Consider the following 15,627-nt stretch of genomic DNA (forward strand, 5'->3'; position numbering starts at 1 on the left):
GATCTGCGGTGCCCGAGATCTTCTTGCGGAGACGGAAGTGACGACGTGTCTTCGACAGCCGGCGCGTGGTGGACACGTCCTTGCCGCGCGGGATGCGCTTGGCCTTCTGGTTCTCTGTCTGCTCGCTCATGATCACTTACCCGTCTTTCCGACCTTGCGACGGACCTGCTCACCCTCGTAGCGGATGCCCTTGCCCTTGTAGGGGTCGGACTTGCGCAGACGACGGATGTTGGCCGCGATCTGGCCGACCTTCTGCTTGTCGATACCCGAGATCGAGAACTTCGTCGGGGTCTCGACCGCGAAGGTGATGCCCTCCGGGGCCTCGATGAGCACCGGGTGGCTGTAGCCGAGCGAGAACTCGAGGTCCTGGCCCTTGAGCGCCACGCGGTAACCGACGCCGAAGATCTCCATCTTGGTGGTGTAGCCCTGGGTCACACCGACGATGAGGTTCTGCACGAGGGTGCGCGACAGACCGTGCAGCGCACGGCTGCGACGCTCGTCGTTGGGGCGGGTGACCTGGAGCGCGCCGTCCTCACCCTTCGCGATGGCGATGGGCTCGGCGATCGTCAGCGACAGGTTGCCCTTGGGGCCCTTGACGGCGACGTCCTGGCCGTCGATGGTCACCTCGACGCCGGCGGGGACGGTAACGGGAATCTTTCCGATACGCGACATGTGTTGGCCTCCCTTACCAGACGTAGGCGAGGACTTCCCCGCCCACTCCCTGCTTGGCCGCCTGGCGATCGGTGAGCAGGCCGGAGGACGTGGAGATGATCGCCACGCCGAGGCCGCCCAGGACCTTGGGCAGGTTGGTGGACTTCGCGTACACGCGCAGGCCGGGCTTCGACACGCGGCGCACACCGGCGAGGCTGCGCTCGCGGGAAGGCCCGTACTTGAGGTCGACGACGAGGGTCTTGCCCACCTCGGCATCCTCGGTGCGGAAGTCGGCGATGTAGCCCTCACGCTTGAGGATCTCGGCGATGTTCGCCTTGATCTTCGAGTGGGGCAGCTTCACCTGATCGTGGTACGCCGTGTTGGCGTTGCGCAGACGCGTCAAGAAGTCTGCGATGGGGTCGGTCATGGTCATAGCTGACCTGTTCACCTTTCTCGCTGCGGTTCCCATACAACACCGACGCCGCGACGTGGTCGCGGTTCCGGCCGTGGGCCTACAACGAACTTGGTTTCGTGCGGGTCCGATCTGCGAGAACGGATCGGACCCCTGACGGGTGTGAGGACGGGCGGGTCACGCAGTGGCGACCCGCCCGCCGTTCACGTCACCAGGAGCTCTTGTGAACCCCGGGAAGTTCACCGCGGTGTGCCATCTCGCGAAGGCAGACACGGCAGAGTCCGAACTTGCGGAACACAGCGTGCGGACGGCCGCAACGCTGGCAGCGGGTGTAGGCGCGAACCGCGAACTTCGGCTTCTTGTTGGCCTTGTTGACCAGTGCCTTCTTAGCCATGGGCTCAGTTCTCCTTGAACGGGAAGCCGAGGTGCTTGAGCAGGGCACGGCCTTCTTCGTTGTTGGTAGCGGTGGTCACGACGGTGATGTCCATGCCGCGGGGGCGGTCGATCTTGTCCACGTCGATCTCGTGGAACATCGACTGCTCGTTCAGGCCGAACGTGTAGTTGCCGTTTCCGTCGAACTGGTTGCCGTTGAGGCCGCGGAAGTCCCGGATACGGGGAAGCGCGATGGACACGAGACGGTCCAGGAACTCCCACATACGGTCGCCGCGCAGCGTGACGCGCGCACCGATCGGCATGCCCTCACGCAGCTTGAACTGCGCGATGGACTTGCGGGCCTTGCGGATCTCGGGCTTCTGACCGGTGATGAGGGTCAGGTCCGCGACCGCGCCGTTGATCAGCTTGGCGTCGCGAGCGGCGTCACCGACACCCATGTTCACGACGACCTTGACGACGCCCGGGATCTGCATGACGTTGGCGTAGTCGAACTCCGCCTGCAGCGCGTCCCGGACCTCGGCACGGTAGCGGGCCTTCAGGCGCGGCTGGATCTTGTTCTCGGTGGTGGTCATGTCAGATGTCCTTCCCGTTCTTCCGGGAAATCCGAACGCGCTTGCCGGTCTCCTCGTCGGTCCGGTAGCCCACGCGGGTGGGGTTGCCGTCCGAGTCGATGACCGCGACGTTGGAAACGTGGATCGGGGCCTCCTGCGTCACGATGCCCCCGGAGGATGCGCCGCGCTCGTTGGCCGAGACCGCCGTGTGCTTCTTGATCCGGTTCACGCCCTCGACGAGGACACGGTTCTCCTTCGGGTAGGCCGCGATGACCTTGCCCTTGGCACCCTTGTCCTTGCCCGAGATGACGAGCACGGTGTCGCCCTTGTGCACCTTCATCACAGCACCTCCGGAGCGAGCGAGACGATCTTCATGAACCGCTTGTCGCGCAGCTCGCGGCCGACGGGGCCGAAGATACGGGTACCACGCGGGTCGTTGTCACCCTTGATGATGACCGCGGCGTTCTCGTCGAACTTGATGTACGAGCCGTCCGGCCGGCGGCGCTCCTTGACGGTGCGCACGACAACGGCCTTGACGACGTCGCCACGCTTGACGTTGCCACCGGGGATCGCGTCCTTGACGGTGGCGACGATGATGTCGCCGATTCCGGCGTAGCGACGGGACGAGCCACCGAGAACGCGGATGCAGAGAATCTCCTTGGCACCCGTGTTGTCGGCGACGCGCAGTCGCGACTCCTGCTGGATCACTAACTTCTCCTTGACCTGGATTGGTTTGTACGTCAGATTTCCGACCTGGACGTACGCGGTCGTCGGCTACCCGCGGCTCACGTGCGAAAGACACACGGGTCCCGCTAAGCAACCCGTCCAGGGTAGGCGATATACCGCACGCAGGGCAAATTCGCGAACTGTGAGGTCGCTCCCCTGCCCGGCGGGCTCACGCCGCCCCCGAACGCCGACGGCACCCCGCCTCCCGTGGAGAACGGGTGACGGGGTGCCGCAGTCGATAACTCGCCGACGATGCGGGAGAAGGGCCTACTTGGCCTTCTCGAGCACCTCGACCAGACGCCAGCGCTTGCTGGCGGACAGCGGACGCGTCTCCATCAGCTGGACGCGGTCGCCGATGCCGGCCAGACCGTTCTCGTCGTGCGCCTTCACCTTGGTGGTACGGCGGATGATCTTGCCGTACAGCGGGTGCTTCACACGGTCCTCGAGCTCGACCACGATGGTCTTTTCCATCTTGTCCGAGACGACGTAGCCGATGCGGACCTTGCGGCTCGCGCGCTCTTCGTTCTTGCTCACTGCCTTTTCCTCACTCATGCCACGTCACCCGCATTCGGGCCGGTGGACAGGCCGAGCTCACGCTCGCGCAGCACCGTGTAGATCCGGGCAATTTCGTTCCGCACCACGCGGAGGCGACGGTTGTTGTCCAACTGTCCGGTGGCCATCTGGAAGCGCAGGTTGAACAGCTCTTCCTTGAACTCACGGACCTTGTCGGCCAGTTCTGCGTCGCTCAGTTCGCGGAGTTCCGCGGCGGGGGTACCGGTAGCCATCAGAACTGCTCCTCCCTCGTCACGATGCGGCACTTGCAGGGGAGCTTGTGCATCGCGCGGCGCAGGGCCTCGCGGGCAATCTCCTCGTTCGGGTAGCTCATCTCGAACAGCACGCGACCGGGCTTGACGTTCGCGACCCACCACTCGGGCGAGCCCTTACCGGAACCCATTCGGGTTTCGGCCGGCTTCTTGGTGAGCGGGCGATCCGGGAAGATGTTGATCCAGATCTTGCCGCCACGCTTGATGTGCCGGGTCATGGCGATACGAGCGGACTCGATCTGCCGGTTGGTGATGTAGGCCGGCTCGAGAGCCTGGATGCCGTACTCACCGAAGGTCACCTGGGTTCCGCCCTTGGCGGCACCCGTACGGCTCGGGTGGTGCTGCTTGCGGTGCTTGACCCGCCGTGGGATCAACATGCGTCAGCCCTCCTGATTCTCAGTCGAAGCGGGTGCATCGGCGGAGGCGGCGCGGCCGGCTTCCGTGCTCGTCGCGGTGGTGCCCGAAGCACCGGAGCGACGCGGACGGCTGGGGCGCTCGCGACGCGGGCGATCCGCAGGAGCAGCAGCAGCGGCCAGCTCACGACGGCCACCGACGATGTCGCCCTTGTAGATCCAGACCTTCACGCCGATGCGACCGAAGGTGGTCTTCGCCTCGTACAGGCCGTAGTCGATGTCCGCGCGCAGCGTGTGCAGCGGAACGCGACCCTCACGGTAGAACTCCGAGCGGGACATCTCGGCGCCGCCGAGACGGCCCGAGCACTGCACCCGGATGCCCTTGACGTTCGGCTGACGCATGGCCGACTGGATGGCCTTGCGCATCGCACGACGGAACGCGACACGGTTGCTGAGCTGCTCGGCAACGCCCTGGGCGACGAGCTGCGCCTCGGACTCCGCGTTCTTGACCTCGAGGATGTTCAGCTGGACCTGCTTACCGGTCAGCTTCTCGAGCTCGGCGCGGATGCGATCGGCCTCGGCGCCGCGGCGGCCGATGACGATGCCCGGACGCGCGGTGTGGATGTCCACCCGCACGCGGTCCCGGGTCCGCTCGATCTCGACCTTCGCGATGCCCGCGCGCTCCAGGCCGGAGGCCAGGAACTTACGGATCGCGACGTCTTCCTTCACGTACTCCGCGTACTGCTTGTCCGCGTACCAACGCGACTTCCAGTCGGTGGTGATGCCCAGGCGGAAGCCGTGCGGGTTGATTTTCTGGCCCACTACTGAGCTCCCTTCCGGCGGTTACGGTTGGACGCGGTCGAGCGGGAGGCGACGCTCTCGACGATCACGGTGATGTGGCTCGTCCGCTTGCGGATCCGGAACGCGCGGCCCTGGGCACGCGGCTGGAACCGCTTCAGGGTCGCACCCTCGTCCACGTACGCCGTCGCGACGACGAGCGTGCTGGGGTCGAGGTCCAGGTTGTTCTGCGCGTTGGCAGCGGCGGAGGCGATCACCTTGGCGACCGGCTCGGCAGCGGCCTGCGGAGCGAACTTGAGGATCGCAAGGGCGTCCTCGACCGACTTGCCGCGAACGATGTCGACGACGCGACGCGCCTTCATCGGGGTCACACGCACGTGGCGCGCAACAGCCCGAGCGCTGGGGTTGGTGGTTTCAGTGCTCATCGACGCTTGCTCTTCCGGTCGTCCTTGATGTGGCCCTTGAACGTACGGGTCGGCGCGAACTCGCCGAGCTTGTGTCCGACCATCGAGTCCGAGACGAACACCGGCACGTGCTTGCGGCCGTCGTGGACGGCAAACGTGTGACCGATGAAATCGGGCAGGATAGTGGAACGGCGCGACCAGGTCTTGATGACCTGCTTGGTGCCCTTCTCGTTCTGCAGATCCACCTTCGCCAGGAGGTGGTCGTCGACGAACGGGCCCTTCTTGAGGCTGCGTGGCATTCTCTAACTCCCTCCTTGACTAGCGCTTCTTGCCGGTACGGCGACGACGGACGATGAGCTTGTCGGACGCCTTGTTCTTGCGGGTGCGGCCCTCGGGCTTGCCCCACGGGCTGACCGGGTGGCGACCACCCGAGGTCTTGCCCTCACCACCGCCGTGCGGGTGGTCGACCGGGTTCATCACGACACCGCGGACGGTCGGGCGCTTGCCCTTCCAGCGCATACGGCCGGCCTTGCCCCAGTTGATGTTCGACTGCTCGGCGTTGCCGACCTCGCCGACGGTGGCGCGGCAGCGCACGTCGACGCGTCGGATCTCACCGGAGGGCATACGCAGCGTGGCGTAGGCGCCTTCCTTACCGAGGAGCTGGATGCTCGCGCCGGCGGAGCGGGCCATCTTGGCGCCGCCACCCGGACGCAGCTCCACCGCGTGGACGGTGGTACCGGTCGGGATGTTGCGCAGCGGCAGGTTGTTGCCGGGCTTGATGTCCGCGGTCGGGCCGGACTCGACGGGAGCACCCTGCACCAGGCCCTTGGGGGCGATGATGTAGCGCTTCTCGCCGTCCACGTAGTGGAGCAGCGCGATGCGGGCGGTGCGGTTGGGGTCGTACTCGATGTGAGCGACCTTGGCCGGGATGCCGTCCTTGTCGTTGCGACGGAAATCGATCAGGCGGTAGGCGCGCTTGTGTCCGCCACCCTTGTGACGGGTGGTGATGCGGCCGTGCGCGTTACGACCACCGCGACCGTGCAGCGGGCGAATCAGCGACTTCTCGGGCGTCGACCGAGTGATCTCGGCGAAGTCCGAGACACTCGCGCCGCGCCGACCCGGGGTAGTCGGCTTGTACTTACGAATTGCCATGAGTCTTCTCGTCCTCTATCTCTCGAGTTCCGACCGCTTACGCGACCGGGCCTCCGAAGATCTCGATGGGCTTGCTGTCGGCGGTGAGGGTCACGAGCGCGCGCTTGGTGTCCTTGCGCTTGCCGTAACCGAACCGGGTCCGCTTGCGCTTGCCCTGACGGTTGGCGGTGTTGACGCTGCTCACCTTGACGCCGAAGACCTTCTCGACGGCAATCTTGATCTGCGTCTTGTTCGAGTCCGGGTGGACCAGGAAGGTGTAGGTGCCTTCCTCCATCAGCCCGTAGGACTTCTCGGAGATGACCGGAGCCAGCAGAATGTCGCGGGGATCGGCGATCGTGCTCACTTGCTCTCCTCCTTCGCGAGCTGCACGGACTCGGCCGGCCCGTGGATGAACGTGTTGAGCGCCTCGACGCTGAAGACGACGTCGTCGCTGTAGAGCACGTCGTAAGTGTTCAGCTGATCCGGCGCGATGGGGTGCACGTTCTGCAGGTTCTGCACGCTCTTCCACGCCGCGAGATCCTCACGGCCGACGACGAGGAGCAGGTTCTTGCGATCGGTCAGCTCCGCGAGGAAGCTGCGCGCGCTCTTGGTCGACGGGGTCTGCCCGGCGACGAGCTCGGTGATCACGTGGATGCGCTCGTTGCGCGCCCGGTCGGAGAGGGCACCGCGGAGGGCGGCGGCCTTCATCTTCTTGGGCGTGCGCTGGCTGTAGTCACGCGGCTGCGGTCCGTGGACCGTGCCACCGCCGGCGAACTGAGGCGCGCGGGTCGAACCCTGACGGGCGCGGCCGGTGCCCTTCTGCCGGTACGGCTTCTTGCCACCGCCGCGGACCTCGCCGCGGGTCTTGGTGGAGTGCGTGCCCTGGCGAGCCGCGGCGAGCTGGGCCACGACGACCTGGTGCAGCAGCGCGATGTTCGCGGGAGCGTCGAAGATCTCGGCGGGGAGATCGACGGTGCCGTCGGTCTTGCCACCCGGAGCCTTGACGTCCAGCGTCAGCTTGGTTGCGGTCTCGGTGCTGGTCATGCCCGTGCACCACCCTTCACTGCGGTCTTGACGATCACGACGCCGCCCTTGCGGCCCGGGATCGCACCCTTGATCAGCAGCAGGCCGTTCTCGGCGTCCACCTTGTGGACCGAGAGGTTCTGCGTCGTGACGCGGTCGCTACCCATGCGGCCGGACATGCGCGTGCCCTTGAACACGCGGCCCGGGGTGGCGCAGCCACCGATGGAACCGGGACGACGGTGCACGGCCTGCGCACCGTGCGAGGCACCCTGGCCGGCGAAGCCGTGGCGCTTCATGGTGCCCGCGAAGCCCTTGCCCTTGGAGGTGCCGGTGACGTCGACGAACGCGCCGTCCTCGAAGACCTCTGCAGTGAGCTCCTGGCCGATCTCGTAAGCCGAGGTGTCCTCGACACGAAGCTCGACGAGATGGCGGCGGGGGGTCACGCCGGCCTTGGCGAACTGGCCGCTGACCGGCTTGTTCACCTTGCGGGGGTCGATGGCGCCGAAGGCGAGCTGCACGGCGTTGTAGCCGTCGCGCTCCTCGGTGCGAATCTGCGTGACCACGTTCGGTCCGGCCTTGACGACGGTGACCGGAACGACCCGGTTGTTCTCGTCGAAGACCTGGGTCATGCCGAGCTTGGTGCCCAGGATTCCCTTGATCTGGTTAGTCATTTGTTATCTCCGCTGCGTCTTCTACAAGCTCACTGAATGTTGACGTCGACGCTGGCCGGGAGGTCGATGCGCATGAGAGCGTCGACCGTCTTCGGCGTCGGGTCGAGGATGTCGATCAGCCGCTTGTGAGTACGCATCTCGAAGTGCTCGCGCGAGTCCTTGTACTTGTGCGGCGAGCGGATGACGCAGTACACGTTCTTTTCGGTGGGCAACGGCACCGGGCCGACCACGCGGGCACCCGTACGGGTCACCGTCTCGACGATCTTGCGCGCAGATGCGTCGATCGCCTCGTGGTCATAGGCCTTGAGCCTGATGCGGATCTTCTGTCCCGCCACGCTTAGTGTCCTTTTCTTGCCGCGTTTCGTAGCACCCGAACGAGCCGGGAGCCACCTCGTCTGCACAGCCCCACCGGAACGGCGACCGAGAACAGCACTGACACGATGCGATACCGGGACGCACCCGATCCGCTGCCGCTGTTCATCTGTCAATAGTTCTCCGGTCCACGCGGTCGGGCGTGTCGCCTTCCCGCTCATTCCCCGGCACCGAAGCTCGATGCCGCGGGAACCCACCGGATGCACCCATACGGGCGCACAGGGGTACTGCTTCCGTCTTGCATGTGGCCGCGACCAGGCCGTCAGGCTCGATCCGCGACTGTCACACCAACCCGTTCCGAGCCGCAAAAAAACCATGACCCGGTCAAGGCAACCCGACCAGTATGCAGGACTGCTCCCACAAACTCAACTCGCGAGACCCGCGGCCGCTGCGGTCGTACCGGAATCCGTCCCGGAACCGGATCCCTGCCCCATTCGGGGTGGGATACTGCACCGACCGGATCCGGTCCCCACCGAACCCCGGACCCGAGGAGTGCCCATGACATCGTCCGCCCGGCCGCGTCCCGTCGGGTCCCGCGCGCTGCGCCGCCGTCCCCAGCTGTCCGACGACGTCGCTGTTCACGTACGCAATCGCATCATGTCCGGCGGCGTGCGGCCCGGAGACTTCATCCGCCTGGACGAGACCGCCGCGGAACTCGGCGTGAGCGTCACACCCGTGAGGGAGGCGCTGCTGACCCTGCGCGGCGAGGGCCTGGTCGAGCTGGTCCCCCACCGCGGGTACGTCGTCGCACCGCTCAGTCGCGGCGACATCGACGACCTGTTCTGGCTCCAGGGACAGATCGCGGAGGAACTCGCCAGGCGCGCGGCGCGGTCCATCACCCCCGAGACGGTTGCCGAACTCACCGAACTCAACGAGCAGCTGCGTGAGGCCGTGCGTGCCGGCGAGGGCGGACGGATCGAGGACGTCGAGTTCGTGTTCCACCGCACCCTGAACCGGGCGGCGGACGCGCGCAAACTGTCCTGGTTCCTGCTCAACGCCACCCGCTACACGCCGGCCAGCTTCTATTCCTCGGACCCCGACTGGGGCGCCGCCGCCGTGCAGAGTCACACGCGCCTGATCGACGCACTCGCCCGCGGGGACTCCGATGCTGCCGGGGAGGTGACCCGGCAGCACTTCACCGACGGTGCCCAGCGGCTGGTCCGGCACCTCGACGAAGTCGGAGTCTGGGACTGAGCGAGCGGGTCCCGGTCGCGCAGATCAGCTGACGGGAACGGCCGGGCGGTCCGGATCGGTGGTACCCAGTGCGGACACGAGCGTGTCGAACGAATCCTCCAGTGCCCGCCGGAAGCGCTGCGGATCCGGCATCGCCGCCGCGTTCGCGGTGAAGCTGATCGACAATTCACTGCCGAGCGACGTGATGCTCATCGCGAATCCCGAGTGGACCGACGACAGGTTGAAGGCCTCGAGGGAGCGCCGGCCGAACAGGGTGAGTTCGGACGATCCACGGGGAACGTTCGTGATCATGGCGTTCGCGGAGATACCGGTCCCGGCTTCGACGGCGTGGTGCGTCGCCGCCACGACCTTGCGGGCCATCCACCACGGGTAGTCGTCGAGCGCGGTGGTCGCAATCATCGCCGGGGCGCTGCGGCTGCGCTGCTTGCCCTGCGCGGTGGATTCGGCGATCTTCTGGAGGCGGACTCTCGGGTCGGGTTCCTGCACGTGCAGGTCGACCAGAATCATCCCGAACTGGTTCGACGCCTGTTCCGGGTTCCCGCGACGCTCGGCCAGCGGCACCAGCGACATGGGCGACGCGACCACCACCGGGTCGGCACCGAGCTCACCGTGGTGGCGCAGGTACTCACGCATCGCCCCGGAGACGACGGCGAGTGCGAAGTCGTTGACGGTGACTCCCGGCACGGTCCGGCGAGCGGCCTGCGCGGCATCGAGCGATCGCCGTGCGACGTCCACGACCACCGCACCGCCGCTCGCAGGCGAATTGAACCGGTTCGGCACCGCGGTCGGCGCGGGCGGGATCTCCCCGCGGGCGGTCAGGGCGTCGAGTTCGGCGACCGCTTCCTTGGTGCGGCGTGCGGCGCGCAGCATGCTCACCACCTGCCCGGGGACCGACGCGACCTGACGCAACAGCCCCGGCGGGGTGTACTCGGGTTCGGGCTTCTCGACGTCCGCGTCGGGAGCATCGAAAAGCCGCCGCGAGATCGCGCCCGCCTCGATGCCGTCCCCGATCGCGTGCTGGAACTTGATCACGATGTAGTAGGCGTCGTCCGGAATGCCGGGCACGTCCCGCACCCCGGTGATCGCGTGCAGTTCCCACAGCGGCCGGCTCAGATCCATCGGCGCGGCGACGATGCGAGCCAGTTCGGCGGTCAACCCGTCCCAGCCGGCACCGTCGAGGTCGAGGCACCGAATGTGGTCGGCGACGTCGACGTGCTCGGCCGTCCGCCAGACGGGATACGCCAACGGCGACCGGAATTCGACGATCTCGGTGAACACCCGGGACCGGTCGAGCCGGGCGGTCATCCACTCGACGAGTTCGTCGCGGCCGATCGGCTCCTGGCCGGGCTCGCCCGGTTCGAAGACCCAGATCTGCACGAACTTCGATTCATCGACGGTCCGTGGATCCGTGAGATTGAGTGCGTGCCTGGGTGTCATCACCCGGCGTCGTGCTGTGCGTCCGGCCCCCGACCGTCCATTCATTCCGCGTCCGTCCCTATCTGGTGATGTCACGACACCCCTTGCCGTGTCGGCGTCGTACCGGCAGTCGGTACGGCACCGAATACGGACATTACCTTTCGGTAACGGTGGGTAACGGAAATACACGTCGAAGCTGTCTCAGGTCACACCGAGATGCGGTTCCTCGGGGGATCACCCTGTGAACGACCGTCGACAGCCGTCACCAGCGCGTCGAAGGAGGCGAGCAGGTCGTCCCGGTAGGCACCGGGATCCGGCATCATCGACTCGTCCGCGGTGAACGTGAGCGCCAGTTCGTCTCCGAACGACGTCACGATGTGTCCGAGCCCTCCCCCGCCGTGGACGGCGAGCACACCGAACGCCGAAACTGCCTGCGCACCACAGCACGTGAGCACACCCGAACCCCGGGGCACGTTCGCCACGGTGGTGTTCGCGACCACCCGCGCTCCCGCCGATACCCGTCGCTGGTGAGCGGCGACGATGCGCTTGGCGACCCACCAGGGGTAGTCGTCGAGCGCGGTCGTCACGGTCACGGCGGCCGCGGTTCGCGCCCGGGCCTTGCCCGCGGCCGAAGCGGACACGATGGACCGGAAACGTACGAGCGGATCGGGTTCGTCGGTGCCCAGCGAGAGCAGGACCATCGAGAACTGGTTGGAACCGCGCTCGGGCGCCCGCACTCGGTCCCGGGGCGGGATCACGGACATGGGGATCGCCGCGACGAGCGGTTCCTCGGGCAGCTCCCCGTAACGTTCGAGGTATCCGCGCAGACCACCGGCCACCACGGCCAGGACGAAATCGTTGACGGTCGCACCGGGCACCTTCCGCCGCGCCTGCTGCACGGCGCCCAGGTCCCACCGAAGGACGTCGGCGGTCGTGCGGCCGGACAACGGCCCGTTGAAGCGGGTACGAGGCGCAGCCGGTGCCGGGGTGATCTCCTCGCGGGCGACCAGATCCTCGAACTCCGCGACCGCGGCCCGGGCCCGGCGCCAGGCGCGCAGCATGCGTACGACCCGGACGGGCACGGCCGCCGTCTGCACGAGGAGCGGTGGACCGGACAGCACGTCCGGATCGGCGGGCTCGGCTTCACCGTCCGTGTCGTCGAACAGCCGGCGAGCGATCGCCACGGTCTCGATTCCGTCGCCGACACAGTGGTGGAATTTCAGGACGACGAAAGTCGAGCCGTCGGGAAAACCGTCGATTCCTTTCGCCCCGGTCAATACGTGCAATTCCCAGGGCGGCCTGCTCAGATCCATCGGTTCCGCGAGCACGGCCGCGAATCTGCGCCGCAATGCGTCCCAGTTCTCCCCGGCGACGTCGACGCAATACACCTGCTGCTCCCACTGCGGGTCGATGCCCCGAATCCAGTTCGGGTCCGCCGGGCAGCGGTGGAATTCGACTTGCTCGGTGAGCGCCCTCGACCGCGAGATCCGGTCGCCGATCCATTCGAGCAGAAAATTCCGGTCGATCGGGCCGGCACCGTCGGGACCGGGAGCGAATACCCAGACGTCCACGATCGCCGATTCCCCGGTAACCGCGTCGGAAACCAATTCGAGGGCGTGACGCGGTGTCATCGCCCGTCGATATTGCACTCGCTTCGCGAGCCGTGCCTGGCCATCACGCAGAAGGATTTTCACTCGGAATCTCCCGCAAGTCCCGCCCCGACGCGAATTTCACGATAGCCGACGCATTGTCTGTTCGGATGGGAAACGGGCATTACAACCAGAGCACGCGAAGTTGCCTCCCGGTCCGGATCCACGAAGATTCCGGACGGCGCGATTCCGGACGGCCGTGTCCGGATCGTCCGCGCGGGTAGCATCGGCGAGACGACGACGGTCCTCGCGCCGAGAAACAGCGAGGAACAGGAAGTGCAGGGGAACGGGGACAGAACGGGCCATTCCGGATCGAACTCGACGGCGGAGCGTGATGCTGGGATATCAGGACTACGCAGTACTGGTGGAGGACGTCCACAAATCGTTCGGTGATGTGCACGCACTCAGCGGAATCTCCTTTTCCGCACCCCCGGGCAGCGTCCTGGGAATTCTCGGACCGAACGGCGCCGGAAAGACGACGACCGTCAAGATCCTGTCGACGTTGATCCGGCCCACGAGCGGTCGCGCGCGGATCGCCGGCTACGACGTGGTGACCCATGCGCCGGAAGTCCGGCGCTCGATCATGATGACCGGCCAGTACGCCGCGCTCGACGAGGCGCTGACCGGCCGCGAGAACCTCATCCTCTTCGGGCGCCTGATGGGACTCGACCGGGCGACGGCGAAGGCCCGGGCGGAAGCCCTCCTGGAGGAGTTCGATCTCGTCGAGGCAGCTCGGCGCGCGGTCCGGCACTACTCGGGCGGTATGCGGCGACGGGTGGACATCGCATGCGGACTCGTCGTGCGCCCGGAGGTGGTGTTCCTCGACGAACCGACCACCGGACTGGACCCCCGGAGCCGCCAGGGCGTCTGGTCGCTCGTCGCGGCGCTGAAGAACCAGGGCATCACGGTGCTGCTGACCACGCAGTATCTCGAAGAGGCCGACCTTCTCAGCGACAACATCATCGTCATCGACAGGGGCACCATCGTCGCGGAGGGTACGGCCGACGAACTGAAGTCCCGCACCGGCGGCAGCTTCTGCGAGGTCGTGCCGGCCGACCCGGCAGCGGTGCCGCGGGTGATCGCCGCGCTGGGTGACCTGGTGCCCGACGAGGTGCGTGCCGAGGTCGCGCAGCACCCGAGCGTGGACCACGTCTCGATTCCCGCGCCGGGCGGAGCTGCGACGCTGGCCGAAGCGCTGCGCCGGCTCGACGCCGAGGAGATTCCGCTCGCGGACATCGGACTGCGCCGGCCGTCGCTCGACGACGTGTTCCTCACCTTGACCGGCCACTCCGCTTCCCCCCTTCCCGACGAGCAACCGGCGGAAGAGGTGGCCACGTGACCGCGACCGCCAAGAGCGTGACTGCCGGCGCGAAGGGTGTCACTGCACCGCGAAGCCTTCGACGCGATGCCCTGCTCTCCCTTCCCGACAAGGGTGTCGGTGTGCACCGACGGGTCGAACCGTCGGGTTTCCACCAGTGGCGGGCCCTGTCGGGCCGGTCCATCCGGGCGATGGTCCGCGAGGGACAACTGTTCATCGCGATCATCGCGCCGCTGGTCTTCACGATCGGCTTCTACCTGCCGTTGAAGTTCGTCATGCAGATCAAGGGCATCGACTACGCGCAGTTCCTCATGCCGATCATCGTGCTGCAGGCGATGGCCTTCACCGCGATCTCCGCTTCGCAGGTCGCCGCGAGGGAATCCGCGAACGGATTCACCACCCGGCTCAAGACGATGCCGGTATCGGCGCCGGCACCGCTCACCTCCCGTATGACCAGCAGTTTCTTTCGGTCCGTGGTGGCGCTGACAGCCGCGCTGCTCTTCGGGCACGTCATCGGGTTCCGGTTCAGCGCCGGTTTCTGGCAGGCAGCGGCGTTCTGCGGATTCGGACTGCTCATAGGCGTCACCCTGTCGCTGGGAGCCGACGCGATCGGTTCGCTGGCGAAGAGTCCCGAGGCGACCTCGCAGGCGCTGGCTCTGCCGCAGCTGATCCTGGGCATGCTGTCCTGCGGGTTCGTTCCGGAGGAGGGCTTTCCCGAGTGGATCCGCCCGTTCGTCCGCAACCAGCCCATCTCCCAGTTCTCCTTCGCGATGCGCGACATGGCAGAGGGTGGCATCACCGCCTCGGTGCTGCTGCCGGCGGCCCTGTGGTGCGCGGGCCTGCTCGTGGTGTGCGCGCCCCTCGCGGTCTGGGCGAGTGTGAGGCGCGGATGAGCACGCACACCGACCGCGTACCGCAGCGCGCCTTCGACGCCGACCGGATGTTCGATTTCCCCGAGCCCGACGCGGCGCATCCGGAGGGCTCGGCACGCGCGCTCGTCGAACACAGCCTGATGCAGTGCGGCCGGCTGCTGCGACGCTGGTCACGCGACCCGGCGACGATGATTCAGGCACTGCTGTATCCGGCACTGACGCTCCTCATGTTCCGGCTCGTGTTGGGCGATTCGATCACCGCGGCGACCGGGCAACCCGCGATCTACGGCAACGTTCCGTTGATCGCGCTGATCGGTGCGATGTTCGGGTCGGTCGTCAGCGCCGTGGGACTGCGGGAAGAGCGCAAGAAGGGCCTGCTCAGCAGGTTCTGGGCGATGCCCGTCCACCGCGCCTCGGGCCTCGTCGGCCGCATGATGGCCGAGGCCGTACGGATCTTCGCCACGACCCTGCTCATCGTGATCGTCGGAACCGCCCTGGGATTCCGTTTCCTGCAGGGACCGCTCGCCGGGGTCGTCATGCTGCTGATCCCGATTCTGTTCGGAATGGGTTTCGCGGTGATGATCACCGCGCTGGCCGTGATGTCCGGCGATTCCCCGCTCGTGGAGACCGTGTCGATCGTCTGCACTCTGCTGATGTTCTTCAATTCGGGGTTCGTGCCGGTGATGGCGTATCCGACGTGGCTGCAGCCGGTCGTGCAGTACCAGCCGCTCTCCTGCGCGGTCGACACGATGAAGGGTCTCTCGCTCGGCGGACCCGTCCTCGAGCCGCTGCTGCTCACCTGCGCGTGGTCGTTCGGAATGATCGCGGTCTTCCTGTATCCGGCTGTCCGCGGCTATCGCCATGCGGCC

General features: G+C 66.8%; 23 protein-coding genes and 1 pseudogene. 4 read left to right on the top strand and 20 right to left on the bottom strand.

Features of this window, described 5'->3' with window-relative positions:
• From I0Q12_RS34210 to rpsJ, 18 genes and pseudogenes are all read right to left on the bottom strand, one after another.
• A pseudogene (locus tag I0Q12_RS34210) lies at nucleotides 1-130 on the bottom strand (50S ribosomal protein L18); the annotation flags it as partial.
• 2 nt (nucleotides 131-132) lie between these two features.
• Nucleotides 133-672 (bottom strand): 50S ribosomal protein L6, encoded by a 540-nt coding sequence (gene rplF / locus I0Q12_RS28730; protein ID WP_197257049.1) that lies wholly within the window; start codon nucleotides 670-672, stop codon nucleotides 133-135.
• A 13-nt stretch (nucleotides 673-685) separates the two neighbouring features.
• On the bottom strand, nucleotides 686-1,084 hold the full coding sequence (rpsH, locus tag I0Q12_RS28735) for a 30S ribosomal protein S8 (RefSeq protein WP_068163625.1): 399 nt from the start codon (nucleotides 1,082-1,084) through the stop codon (nucleotides 686-688).
• Nucleotides 1,085-1,271: 187 nt separating this feature from the next.
• Nucleotides 1,272-1,457, bottom strand: a complete 186-nt coding sequence (locus I0Q12_RS28740; protein WP_006947159.1) for a type Z 30S ribosomal protein S14 — start codon at nucleotides 1,455-1,457, stop codon at nucleotides 1,272-1,274.
• A 4-nt stretch (nucleotides 1,458-1,461) separates the two neighbouring features.
• Complete coding sequence (rplE, locus tag I0Q12_RS28745; RefSeq protein WP_197257051.1) at nucleotides 1,462-2,028, bottom strand: 50S ribosomal protein L5; 567 nt, start codon at nucleotides 2,026-2,028, stop codon at nucleotides 1,462-1,464.
• A 1-nt stretch (nucleotide 2,029) separates the two neighbouring features.
• Nucleotides 2,030-2,347, bottom strand: a complete 318-nt coding sequence (gene rplX / locus I0Q12_RS28750; RefSeq protein WP_006947157.1) for a 50S ribosomal protein L24 — start codon at nucleotides 2,345-2,347, stop codon at nucleotides 2,030-2,032.
• A complete protein-coding gene (gene rplN, locus I0Q12_RS28755) occupies nucleotides 2,347-2,715 on the bottom strand; it encodes a 50S ribosomal protein L14 (RefSeq protein WP_068163686.1) in 369 nt (122 codons plus the stop codon). Before rplN ends, rplX begins: the two co-directional genes overlap by 1 nt.
• Before the next feature lie 285 nt (nucleotides 2,716-3,000).
• A complete protein-coding gene (rpsQ, locus tag I0Q12_RS28760) occupies nucleotides 3,001-3,285 on the bottom strand; it encodes a 30S ribosomal protein S17 (protein WP_197257052.1) in 285 nt (94 codons plus the stop codon).
• Complete coding sequence (gene rpmC, locus I0Q12_RS28765) at nucleotides 3,282-3,518, bottom strand: 50S ribosomal protein L29 (RefSeq protein WP_068163609.1); 237 nt, start codon at nucleotides 3,516-3,518, stop codon at nucleotides 3,282-3,284. The genes rpsQ and rpmC overlap by 4 nt, the downstream gene beginning before the upstream one ends.
• The gene (rplP, locus tag I0Q12_RS28770) at nucleotides 3,518-3,934 is read right to left on the bottom strand and encodes a 50S ribosomal protein L16 (protein WP_068163605.1); all 417 of its coding nucleotides are present in this window, start codon (nucleotides 3,932-3,934) and stop codon (nucleotides 3,518-3,520) included. Before rplP ends, rpmC begins: the two co-directional genes overlap by 1 nt.
• 3 nt (nucleotides 3,935-3,937) lie before the next feature.
• Entirely contained in the window at nucleotides 3,938-4,732 is a 795-nt protein-coding gene (gene rpsC, locus I0Q12_RS28775) for a 30S ribosomal protein S3 (protein WP_197257053.1), read from the bottom strand.
• A complete protein-coding gene (gene rplV, locus I0Q12_RS28780) occupies nucleotides 4,732-5,133 on the bottom strand; it encodes a 50S ribosomal protein L22 (protein WP_068163599.1) in 402 nt (133 codons plus the stop codon). Before rplV ends, rpsC begins: the two co-directional genes overlap by 1 nt.
• The gene (gene rpsS / locus I0Q12_RS28785; RefSeq protein ID WP_068163597.1) at nucleotides 5,130-5,411 is read right to left on the bottom strand and encodes a 30S ribosomal protein S19; all 282 of its coding nucleotides are present in this window, start codon (nucleotides 5,409-5,411) and stop codon (nucleotides 5,130-5,132) included. Before rpsS ends, rplV begins: the two co-directional genes overlap by 4 nt.
• A 19-nt stretch (nucleotides 5,412-5,430) precedes the next feature.
• The gene (rplB, locus tag I0Q12_RS28790) at nucleotides 5,431-6,264 is read right to left on the bottom strand and encodes a 50S ribosomal protein L2 (protein WP_197257054.1); all 834 of its coding nucleotides are present in this window, start codon (nucleotides 6,262-6,264) and stop codon (nucleotides 5,431-5,433) included.
• Between the two features lie 37 nt (nucleotides 6,265-6,301).
• Complete coding sequence (rplW, locus tag I0Q12_RS28795; RefSeq protein ID WP_197257056.1) at nucleotides 6,302-6,607, bottom strand: 50S ribosomal protein L23; 306 nt, start codon at nucleotides 6,605-6,607, stop codon at nucleotides 6,302-6,304.
• Nucleotides 6,604-7,287 (bottom strand): 50S ribosomal protein L4, encoded by a 684-nt coding sequence (gene rplD, locus I0Q12_RS28800; RefSeq protein ID WP_197257058.1) that lies wholly within the window; start codon nucleotides 7,285-7,287, stop codon nucleotides 6,604-6,606. Before rplD ends, rplW begins: the two co-directional genes overlap by 4 nt.
• Nucleotides 7,284-7,937, bottom strand: a complete 654-nt coding sequence (gene rplC, locus I0Q12_RS28805) for a 50S ribosomal protein L3 (protein WP_197257060.1) — start codon at nucleotides 7,935-7,937, stop codon at nucleotides 7,284-7,286. The genes rplD and rplC overlap by 4 nt, the downstream gene beginning before the upstream one ends.
• 29 nt (nucleotides 7,938-7,966) lie before the next feature.
• The gene (rpsJ, locus tag I0Q12_RS28810; protein WP_003938093.1) at nucleotides 7,967-8,272 is read right to left on the bottom strand and encodes a 30S ribosomal protein S10; all 306 of its coding nucleotides are present in this window, start codon (nucleotides 8,270-8,272) and stop codon (nucleotides 7,967-7,969) included.
• 535 nt (nucleotides 8,273-8,807) lie between these two features.
• Between rpsJ and I0Q12_RS28815 the strand changes: the two genes are divergently transcribed.
• Nucleotides 8,808-9,503 (top strand): GntR family transcriptional regulator, encoded by a 696-nt coding sequence (locus I0Q12_RS28815; RefSeq protein WP_197257062.1) that lies wholly within the window; start codon nucleotides 8,808-8,810, stop codon nucleotides 9,501-9,503.
• Between the two features lie 24 nt (nucleotides 9,504-9,527).
• Here the strand turns inward: I0Q12_RS28815 and I0Q12_RS28820 are convergent, their stop codons facing one another.
• Both I0Q12_RS28820 and I0Q12_RS28825 read right to left on the bottom strand, forming a co-directional pair.
• Complete coding sequence (locus tag I0Q12_RS28820; protein ID WP_197257064.1) at nucleotides 9,528-10,940, bottom strand: wax ester/triacylglycerol synthase domain-containing protein; 1,413 nt, start codon at nucleotides 10,938-10,940, stop codon at nucleotides 9,528-9,530.
• Nucleotides 10,941-11,125: 185 nt separating this feature from the next.
• Nucleotides 11,126-12,550, bottom strand: a complete 1,425-nt coding sequence (locus I0Q12_RS28825; protein ID WP_197257065.1) for a wax ester/triacylglycerol synthase domain-containing protein — start codon at nucleotides 12,548-12,550, stop codon at nucleotides 11,126-11,128.
• A 352-nt stretch (nucleotides 12,551-12,902) separates the two neighbouring features.
• Here I0Q12_RS28825 and I0Q12_RS28830 point away from each other — a divergent pair, with 352 nt between their 5' ends.
• From I0Q12_RS28830 to I0Q12_RS28840, 3 genes are all read left to right on the top strand, one after another.
• Nucleotides 12,903-13,907, top strand: a complete 1,005-nt coding sequence (locus I0Q12_RS28830) for an ATP-binding cassette domain-containing protein (protein ID WP_269437711.1) — start codon at nucleotides 12,903-12,905, stop codon at nucleotides 13,905-13,907.
• A 17-nt stretch (nucleotides 13,908-13,924) separates the two neighbouring features.
• Nucleotides 13,925-14,779 carry an ABC transporter permease gene (locus tag I0Q12_RS28835; protein ID WP_197257089.1) on the top strand — a complete coding sequence of 285 codons (855 nt, stop codon included), beginning with the start codon at nucleotides 13,925-13,927 and terminating at the stop codon, nucleotides 14,777-14,779.
• A partial coding sequence (locus I0Q12_RS28840; protein WP_197257067.1) for an ABC transporter permease occupies nucleotides 14,776-15,627 on the top strand: 852 nt, incomplete at its 3' end. The genes I0Q12_RS28835 and I0Q12_RS28840, both read left to right, overlap by 4 nt.

It is taken from the genome of Rhodococcus sp. CX, from assembly GCF_015865005.1.
GTDB lineage: Bacteria > Actinomycetota > Actinomycetes > Mycobacteriales > Mycobacteriaceae > Rhodococcus.